General features: G+C 67.5%; 4 protein-coding genes. All 4 read right to left on the bottom strand.

Annotated features, from left to right (window positions below; translation table 11 throughout):
* Positions 1-9: 9 nt before the first annotated feature.
* Entirely contained in the window at positions 10-2,892 is a 2,883-nt protein-coding gene (gene uvrA / locus MUO23_02750; GenBank protein ID MCJ7511873.1) for an excinuclease ABC subunit UvrA, read from the bottom strand.
* A 99-nt stretch (positions 2,893-2,991) separates the two neighbouring features.
* Entirely contained in the window at positions 2,992-3,249 is a 258-nt protein-coding gene (locus tag MUO23_02745) for a hypothetical protein (protein ID MCJ7511872.1), read from the bottom strand.
* Positions 3,250-3,562: 313 nt separating this feature from the next.
* On the bottom strand, positions 3,563-5,104 hold the full coding sequence (locus MUO23_02740; GenBank protein MCJ7511871.1) for a hypothetical protein: 1,542 nt from the start codon (positions 5,102-5,104) through the stop codon (positions 3,563-3,565).
* Between the two features lie 72 nt (positions 5,105-5,176).
* A partial coding sequence (locus MUO23_02735; protein MCJ7511870.1) for an ATP-binding cassette domain-containing protein occupies positions 5,177-5,854 on the bottom strand: 678 nt, incomplete at its 5' end.

Below are 5,854 nucleotides of genomic sequence, written 5' to 3'. Positions count from 1 at the left end.
CGGCCGGCGTCAGCTGTCCAGGTGAGGCTGAAGGAAGATGCCGGTATACGAGGCGGGGACCTGACAGATCTGCTCCGGCGTGCCTTCGGCCACGAGCTCGCCGCCGCGCTCACCCCCCTCAGGACCCAGGTCGATCACCCAGTCCGCCACCTTGATGACGTCCGGGTGGTGTTCGATGATGATGACCGTGTTGCCCTGGTCCACCAGCTGCTGCAGGACCTCAATTAGCATGTGAACGTCGGCGGCGTGCAGGCCGACCGAGGGTTCGTCCAGCACGTACAGCGTGTGGCCGGTCGACCGTTTGGAGAGCTCGCGCGATAGCTTGACCCGCTGGGCCTCCCCACCGGAGAGCGTCGGTGCCGGCTGGCCGATGGTGACGTAGCCGAGTCCCACGTCCTGCAGGGTCTTGAGCTTCCGACCCATGGCGGGGAAGGCGGCGAAGAACCCGACTGCATCATCGATGGTTGTGCTCAGAACGTCGGCGATGGTCTTGTCTTTGAAACGCACCTGCAGGGTTTCGCGGTTGAAGCGCGCCCCGTGGCACACCTCGCACAGGACGTACACGTCCGGCAGGAACTGCATCTCGATCCGCAGCTGGCCCTGTCCCTCGCAAGCCTCGCACCGGCCGCCGTGGACGTTGAAGGAGAACCGACCGGCCTTGTAGCCGCGCACTTTGGATTCCGGCAGCTCGGCGAACAGGCTGCGGATCTCGTCGAAGAGGCCGGTATAGGTCCCGGGGTTCGAACGGGGGGTGCGCCCGATCGGGCTCTGGTCGATGTTGATCACCTTGTCGATGTGCTCGACCCCCTCCAGCCGGTCATGCTCCCCGGGCATCTCGTGGGCTCCATGCAGGCTGCGCGCCAGCGCCTTGTGCAGGACTTCGACGACCAGGGTGGACTTGCCGGATCCGGAGACGCCGGTGATGCACACGAAGCGGCCGAGCGGGATGCGGACCGTCAGGTCCTTGAGGTTGTTCTCACGCGCCCCGACGATCGTCAGGAACTTGCCATTGCCGCCGCGGCGCTGATTCGGGACGTCAATGCGCAGCTTGCCGGCCAGGTACCGGCCTGTGACCGAAGCCCGATTGCGGGAAACCTGGGCCACAGTGCCTTCGGCCACGATCTCCCCGCCGGCGCCGCCGGCCCCCGGACCGAGATCGATCACCCAGTCGGCGGCACGGATTGTCGCTTCGTCATGCTCGACCACGAGCACCGTGTTCCCCAGGTCGCGGATGCCTTCCAGGGTGCGGATCAGCCGATCGTTGTCGCGCGGGTGCAACCCGATGGAGGGCTCATCCAGGACATACAACACGCCCATCAGGCGCGAGCCGATCTGGGTCGCCAGCCGGATGCGCTGGGCCTCGCCTCCGGAGAGCGTCGCCGCTGAGCGGTCGAGCGTCAGGTAGTCCAGCCCGACATCCACCAGGAACCCCAGACGGCTGTGGATCTCCTTGAGGACCTGGTCCGCGATTTGCTGCTGGCGCGGACTGAGCGGACCGGCCGGGTCCTGCAGGCGCTTCACCCGGCTCAGCGTGCGGGCCACCGGCCAGGCCGTGACCTCGACAATGTTGACACCATCGACAGTGACAGCCAGGGCCTCTGGCCGCAGGCGCTTGCCGCCGCAGACCGGACACGGCCGTTCCGACATGTACTCCTGGATCCGAGTGCGGACGAAGTCGGACTGCGTCTCCTGGTAGCGGCGCTCCAGATTGCCGATGATCCCCTCGTACGAGGCGCGGAAGCTCGCCCGCCGGCCCTCGCGGCTGACATAGCGCACCTGGACTTCCTCGTCGCCAGTGCCATACAGGATCAACTGCAGCTGCTTCGCCGTCAGCCTGGACACTGGGGCATCCAAATCAATATCGTAGGCGTCGGCGACCGCCTCGACCATCTGCCAGTAGTAACCGCGGCGTTCCCGACTCTGGTTGGACCACTCCATGGCCACAACCGCGCCGTCGCTGATCGACAGGCTCTTGTCGGGGATGATGCGGTCGGGATCGATCTCCAGCTTGCTGCCTAGCCCCTGACACTCCGGACAGGCGCCGTGGGGGGTGTTGAAGGAGAACGTGCGAGGCTCGATCTCGGACAGCGTGGTGCCGTGCTCAGGGCAGGCCAGTCGCTCGGAGAACGGGATATCGACCGGGGGATCCGCGTTGAGATGGGCGACGATCATGGCGCCGTTCCCCCAGCGCAGCGCGGTCTCGACGCTGTCGGTCAGGCGCGTCCGGGCGGCCTCGGCCTCCTCCCCGCTCTGCGCCTGGATGAGCAACCGGTCGACCACGGCTTCGATGTCATGAATCTTGTAGCGGTCCATCTTGGGCGCGTCTTCCACGGAGTGGACCTGGGCATCGACGCGGACGCGGGTGAAGCCGGATTGGCGGGCGTCGTCCAACACTGCCTGATGCGTGCCCTTGCGCCCGCGCACCAGCGGAGCCAACAGCATGATGCGCGAGCCGTCCGGCAGGGACTCAAGCGTATCGACGATCTCCTGGGCGGATTGTTGGAGCACCGGCCGGCCGCAGATCGGGCAGTGGGGCGTCCCGATCCGGGCGAACAGCAGGCGCAGATAGTCGTACGTCTCGGTGACGGTGCCAACCGTCGAGCGAGGATTGTGGGAAACCCCCTTCTGGTCGATGGACACGGCCGGCGACAGGCCGTCGATGGAGTCCACATCCGGCTTGTCCAGCTGGCCAAGGAACTGGCGGGCGTAGGCGGAGAGCGACTCGACGTAGCGTCGCTGGCCCTCGGCGAAGATCGTGTCGAAGGCCAGCGAGGATTTGCCCGAGCCTGAGATGCCTGAGATCACCACCAGCTTGTCGCGCGGGATGGCGACCGTGATGTTCTTCAGGTTGTGCTGCCGCGCTCCGACGACGACGATTTGGTCCTGCCGCATCTGCCTTGCCCTTGCTGGAATCGGTCGAGCCGGTCATTATACCGGGCGGGGGTCTCCCCTGGAGGGGGGAATTCTCAACGGAGGCGGAGAGGGCTGGGATCAGGGAGCGGAAAGGCCGTTGCCGCACCAGGAACAGCGGCTGGCCTGCCGCGGCACGACGGCGTCACAATGCGGGCAGTGCTGCCGCTGGTCAGCCGGGAGCACACCGCCATCCAGGTTGGCGACGAGACGCACGATATCGGTCGCGCTCAAGCGACCCGTAGCCTGGCCGCGACCGCGGACGGGCATGCCGGTCAGCCGTGGGCCGCGCGCATCCTCGTCGACGATGATTCCCTGATCGACCAGCGAGCGAATCATCTCGTCTGGCAGAGCCCGGGACGACGGACGGGGCGCAGCCGCAGGAGGCGTGGCGGGCTCGGGCCTGGGTGGCTGCGCCTGGCCCGCTGCGTCGGGCGCGGCCGAGGCCGGAGGCTGCCTCTCCCCCTGGGGCATGACCGGAGGCGGCGCAGCCAGCAAGGAATGGGCCGTGGGGGATAAGTCCTCGTTGGCCGGGGACGGGCAAGGGGCTTGCCCGGGGTGGTGGGTAACCCCGCACACCGGGCAGATCGCCAGGGTTTGAGTTCGCGGCAGCAAGCTCATGGTTCTTGCTCGGGGCTCGGCCGATTTCCTTTCAGGCGGTGAGCTCGGAGCGGTCCTTCACCTGAATGGCGCGTCCAAGCACGGCTTCTTGATTCGCCTCTAGAAAACGCTCAGCGTACTCCCGGTTCCGCCATTCAAAGGCTGTCTCCAGCCCCTGGGTCTCTTCGGGCACCAGCAAAGTCGTTTGCACGAACAGCGCATCCGCAGGCGGAAGGAAGCGGTTGGCACGGTTGGACAGCATGAAGGCGGGGATGGCATAGCCCAGCACCAGGATGATCAGCAGCAATACCCCGCTGACCTCGCCCCCACCCTGCAAGTTGACCACGTCCAGCATCAGGGTGACGACCAGGACGAACAGGGCTACCAGAGCGGAGATCAGGTGAGCCTGCAGGCGGGCGGAGCGTTCCTCCGGGGTTCGGCTGCTGGCACGCCGATGACAGCGAGAGCAAAGTGGGATGGAGAAACGGGTGGCGCGGCGCTGGCCGAGGACCTGGCCGGCGGGCAGGCTACCCCGGACACTCAGCTTGCGACGGGCGGGCGTGGACATGCAGTGGGCGCAGGCGCCGCCGGGGAGCTGCACCCGCGTGCCCCGGATCACCGTCCGGTAGCGGAGTCCAGCAGGAGGATCCGAGGCCGCCTCGACTTGGCTGTCAAGAGGCGCGGCGTTGGCCTCACCCTGCGCAGACTTGGCTGCCGCCGGGGCTTCCGCCACAGCCGGCGCCAGGCGGTCGGCCAGCGAGATCGCCTCTCCCGGGGCCTCGGCCGCCTCGGGTTGGCCCGCCAGCGGCGACAGGGCGAAGACGTCGAGCGCTGCCGGCGCGGCGCGCCACAGCGATCGCAGGGGATCCGGGCCGTCGCCCGCCTGGGGCTGGTCTTGCGGCGGCGGCGACATACCCGGTTCCTCGGGGAGGATCAGCCAATCATCGCTGCCGACCGCTCCGGCGGCGAACTCGTCGACGGTCCCCAGGTCGTCCTGGCCCGTCATGCCGAACGCTTCATCCTGGCGATCGAAGAGCAGATCCTCAATGGGCACTCCGGCCAGAGCGGCCAGTCGGGAGGAGAAATCGTCAAGATCCCCTTCGCCGTCCTGCCGGGGCATATCGGGCAGCGGGAGGCCCCACGGGCTGGCCGGCATGTCCTCGAGGGCGGGCTCGTCGGCAAACAGGGCAGGCAGGGCTGCCGGGTCGAGGTCGTCGGCTTCGGCCGCGGGCCCCGAGGCGGGGACGTCCGGCAGGGGCAGTTCCTCGGCTGCCGCGACCTGCGGCAGCTCCTCGGCGGCCAGCTCCACCGCCGCCAGGCGCCGGTCCTCGGTGGCCGACTGCATCACGTCCTCCGGGCGGGCCCACTGGCGAAGCGCCACCCGACGGGTCTCCGGGTAGGCCTGGTTGATCATGCCGTACATCAACCAGTCCCCCGTCTGATCGAGAACGAACGCCGACCGGCAGTCGGAACAGGTTACGTAATCGGGTACGCCTTCAACGTGGACAGCATGCAGGGCGTGTGCACCGCACACGAAGCAGGGGCGGCCTTCAATCAGGCCGGTGTCGATGGTTGAGCGAGGAGCCAGTTCCATGCGATTGTGCCTCGGGCAACGAGGCAATTGACTTTAGCACATCGGCCTGGGGGCGGCAATGTATCGCTGGGCCTATGGCTCGACGGCGTCGGAGAGCGCCGCCTGGCGGGCGGCCTCGACGTAAGCCAGGGACTGGTGGCGGAAGTACGTGTTGTACAGATCGGCATAGTGACCTCCGTCCGCGAGCAGCGAGCGGTGGTTTCCTTCCTCGATGATCCGCCCATCCTGCAGCACGATGATCCGGTCCGCCGCCTGCACGGTCGACAGGCGATGGGCGATCAGCACCGAGGTGGTGGCGGCCAGGATGAGTTCCAGTGCCTGTTGGATCTGGTACTCGGTGAAGGGGTCGATGTTGGCGGTGGCCTCGTCCAGGATGAAGATCGCAGGCCGCTGCACCAATACCCGCATCAAGCTGACCAGCTGTCGCTGCCCCATCGACAACCGGCTGCCGCGCTCGCCGACCTCGGTGCTCAGTCCCTCCGGAAGCGCCTCCATCCACTCGCCGTCGCCAATCCGCCGGGCCAGAGCCTCGATCTCCGCCAAACCGGTCTGCGGCCTGGCGTAGCGGATGTTGTCCAGGACGGTGCCCGAGAACAAGAATGGGACCTGGGACACGATTCCCAGCTGGCGGCGGTAGGCGCGCAGGTTAAAGGCGCGCAGGTCATGCCCATCCACCAGCAGCCGCCCGCCCTGGTACTCGTAGAAGCGGGCGATCAGGCGGGCGATGGAGGATTTCCCGGCGCCGGTGTG

This window comes from Anaerolineales bacterium, assembly GCA_022866145.1.
Lineage (GTDB): Bacteria > Chloroflexota > Anaerolineae > Anaerolineales > E44-bin32 > PFL42.
This window is presented reverse-complemented; position numbering and strand designations above follow the sequence as displayed.